The sequence below is a fragment of the Pseudomonas sp. A-B-19 genome (genome assembly GCF_019947515.1).
Lineage (GTDB): Bacteria > Pseudomonadota > Gammaproteobacteria > Pseudomonadales > Pseudomonadaceae > Aquipseudomonas.
The window spans coordinates 1-3,305 of sequence record NZ_JAGYGN010000056.1; the positions used below are offsets into that span (position 1 = coordinate 1).

The 3,305-nt window shown below is 59.8% G+C and carries 4 protein-coding genes; all 4 read right to left on the bottom strand.

The window, feature by feature from the left end; genetic code table 11:
- The coding region (locus tag KGA81_RS29850) for an outer membrane protein transport protein (RefSeq protein ID WP_223551275.1) at positions 1 to 277 on the bottom strand (277 nt) is incomplete at its 3' end.
- A gap of 68 nt (positions 278 to 345) precedes the next feature.
- The gene (locus KGA81_RS29855; protein WP_223551277.1) at positions 346 to 1,959 is read right to left on the bottom strand and encodes an arylsulfatase; all 1,614 of its coding nucleotides are present in this window, start codon (positions 1,957 to 1,959) and stop codon (positions 346 to 348) included.
- A gap of 200 nt (positions 1,960 to 2,159) precedes the next feature.
- Positions 2,160 to 2,699, bottom strand: coding sequence for an HD domain-containing protein (locus KGA81_RS29860; RefSeq protein WP_223551279.1), 540 nt, complete (start codon positions 2,697 to 2,699; stop codon positions 2,160 to 2,162).
- Entirely contained in the window at positions 2,699 to 3,100 is a 402-nt protein-coding gene (locus KGA81_RS29865; protein WP_223551281.1) for a hypothetical protein, read from the bottom strand. Before KGA81_RS29865 ends, KGA81_RS29860 begins: the two co-directional genes overlap by 1 nt.
- Between the last annotated feature and the right edge of the window lie 205 nt (positions 3,101 to 3,305).

A 3,305-nucleotide genomic window follows, 5' to 3' on the forward strand; every position in this document is an offset into this window, starting at 1 on the left:
CGCTGCCCGGGGTGTTGGTGCCGGAGTCGCGGTCGAAGCTCAGGTCGCCATACAGGACCTGCAAGCCGGCGGTGATTTGCGTGCCCGGCAGATAGCTCATGCCCGCGGGGTTGCTGGCGATGGTCGAGGGGCCTTGGGCTCGGGCGGCGGCCCCGGCGTTGGCGAGGCCGGCGTTATCGGTGCCGATTTCGTAGAGCATGATGCCACCGGCCCAGGCTTGCTGGCAGCACAGGGCAAGTAGCGCAGAGGCAGGCAGGGTAGTTGTTTTTGTCGGCATTGAATTCCCTCAGCAATTGTCCATTTCGAATACGGGTGGACTGCGCCAGCCACCCGTGGATTCGGCTGTTACTTGGCCATCTCTGCCCTAGCCGCGGCGATCTTGGCTTTAACCGAGTCGAGGTTGAAACTCGCGCCTTTTTGCATCGGCGGGAACTCGATCGCTGTTTCTGCCAGTTTGGCCACCTGTTGCTGGACGAATACGAAACGCCAGAATTGGAACTTGAACCAGTCGAAGTACTGTTGCGAACCCTGCGCGGCCTGATTTTCCGGCCAGCCCATGCGCTCGAACGGGTCGAGTCGAAGATTGGTCAGGATCGGCACGTCCACAGCAACTTTAGCCCCCAGCCAGCCACCCGGTTGGTCAATGAAGCGATATTTGTAGTCGTCTATGCGCACTGCACCCAAGGAGCTCTCTCCAAAGTAGAAGACTTCATGCCGGTTCGACGGACCTTTTCCGGTGATCATTGGAGTTTGATCATAGCCGTCCAGATGAACTTTGTAGGTGGTGTCGCCCAATTGTTTGCCTTTGAGCAGTTCAGCGGTGATGTTCGGGTTGCCTGCCGCCGCGACCAGGGTCGGGAACCAGTCCATGCCGGACATGATGCCGTTGGCGACCTGGTTGGCGGGCACCTTGCCCGGCCAGCGAATGATCGCCGGCACCCGGAAGCCACCTTCCATGATCGTGCCTTTGCCCATGGCGAACGGGGTGGTGCCGCCATCGGGCCAGGTGAAGTTTTCCGCACCGTTGTCGGTGGTGAAAATCACGATGGTGTTGTCGTCCATGCCGTCTTTTTTCAGCTTCGCCAGGACATCGCCGACGACGTCATCGAGCTGCGCCATGCCGGCTTCCTGTTCCGACCAGCCATTTTCCGAGTTGCGCATGGCCTGGTACTTGTCGGACAGGTGCGTGACGATGTGCATGCGGGTCGGGTTGAGCCAGACGAAGAACGGCTTGTTGTCCTGCTTGGCCTTGTCGATGAAAGAGAAAGCCTTGTCGCGAATTTCGTCGTCGACGGTTTTCATCCGCTCCGGATAGAGCGTGCCGGCGTCTTCGATTTTCTGCTTGCCCACCTTGCCCCAGCGCGGCATCACGGTCGTGTCATCGGTGGTGGTGGCCCAGCTGTGGACCATGTTGCGTGGGCCGACGCGGTCCAGCAGCTCCTTCGGATAATTGGGGTGTGCCGGGTCTTCCATGGCGTCGAGGTGATAGAGGTAGCCGAAGAACTCATCGAAACCGTGGACGGTGGGCAGGAACTGGTTCAGGTCGCCCAAGTGGTTCTTGCCAAACTGGCCGGTGGCATAACCCATGGCCTTGAGCGCGGTCGCGATGGTCACGGCTTCGGCGGGAATGCCCACGGGCGAGCCGGCCTGGCCGACGGTGGTCATGCCGGTGCGGATCGGCAGTTCGCCGGTGATGAAGTTGGCGCGTCCGGCGGTGCAACTGGCTTCAGCGTAATAATCGGTGAAACGCATGCCTTCGTTCGCCAGTTGGTCGAGGTTGGGGGTTCTGCCAGCCATCATGCCCTGGTTGTAGACGCCGATATTCGACCAGCCGATATCGTCGCCCATGATCACCAGGATGTTGGGGGACTTGTCAGCGGCCAGGGTCAGGGCGGGTAACGCCATTGCAGACAGCAACAGGGGTACCGCAAATATCGAGGATAAGGTTGTCCGGTTCATGTCGAGCTCCTGCGTACAAGCGTGAGTAAATCGAGACGAGCCCCCAACCGTCATTGAAATTCGTAAGCCCCCGCGAAGAGCGTAGGTTTGAATTGCGAAATATCCAGTAATGGATAGTCAGAAGGTGAGTGTTTCAGGCACTTTGCTGCGAAATGGCGTTGCGGCAATGGCGCCATCGGAGGGGAAGGCAGACGCTTGTGTTACCAGCGAAACATCGGCAGCGGCCGCAGCGGTGAGCGGATGAGCTGCCGGGCTGAAAGCTTCATCAGCATCGAGTGAAAACCGTGATCGGGAAAGGTTGCCTGCACGGTTCTGATGAAGCTTCGGGGCAAGCCGAAACGCACCAGCCCCAGGGACACATCCACCAGATCGGCCTGGCGGAAGGGTTCGACACTGTTGGCGTAAGCGCCGCGATACCGGCGCAGCTTGTGATGCTCAAGTATCAACGCGCTGACTTCATCCTTCAGCTGCGCTCGTTGCTGGCTGTCGAGGTACTCGATGGCCATGGCAATGGACGGGGGCAGGTAGTCGAGGGTGTCATCGGTCCAGATACCCAGGTCATGAAACGCCGCCGCGATTTGTACGGCGTCCGGGGGCAGGCCTTCGGCACCGCTGAGGGCGCCATGGAAATTCAGCACCCGGTAAACGTGGTTGCGGTAGCCCTGCAGGTCTGCACCGATGGCCAGGGCGTACGTGGTGAGAATTTTGTCGGTGAGGGGGAATTCGAGAATGGGTTGCATCAGGCGTCACGCAACAGGTCGTTGGCATTGAGCAGTTCGAAGGCAATCTCCGGGCGCTTTTCCATGGCTCGGCGAATGGCGGCGGGTATGTTGGCGCGGGTCTTGCGGCACAGCCCCGGCAGTTCGCCAATGCGGATACCGATGCCGCGCATGGTGCGCACTTCATTGAAGCCGGGGGCGATGTCCACGCGGATACCCAACTGTTCGAACATGCGCCGTCGCACGTGCTCAAGATCGCTCAGGCTCTGCAGGTTTTCCAGGCGTTCGATCAGGCGTTTTTCTTCGTTGCGGGTCAGAAACAGGATGCGCAGGTCCGCCCCCGGTGTTTCCAGCAACGGGTCACGCCCGCAGTCGCAGGCGCCGGGCGGGCAGGGTGAGCGGATCGCAGCGGTGGTGGTCATGGGGATCAATCATAGAGCGCTGTGATCGAGTTTGCCCATAGGGATTTTTGGGGGATGCAAAGCAATGTGGGAGCGAGCTTGAACTGGTCAAGTAATTCTGGACACCAGTTAAGGTTTCACGCCGCCAGTTTCTCCATGGCTACCGGCGACCGGTAGCCGTTGTAGCTATGGAGCCTGACGTTGTTGTAACGCATCACATAACGCT

Bases quoted from the DNA above. Each gene is read 5' to 3' on its own strand.
- KGA81_RS29855 (WP_223551277.1), bottom strand. From the start codon at position 1,959: ATGAACCGGACAACCTTATCCTCGATATTTGCGGTACCCCTGTTGCTG.
- KGA81_RS29860 (WP_223551279.1), bottom strand. From the start codon at position 2,699: ATGCAACCCATTCTCGAATTCCCCCTCACCGACAAAATTCTCACCACG.
- KGA81_RS29865 (WP_223551281.1), bottom strand. From the start codon at position 3,100: ATGACCACCACCGCTGCGATCCGCTCACCCTGCCCGCCCGGCGCCTGC.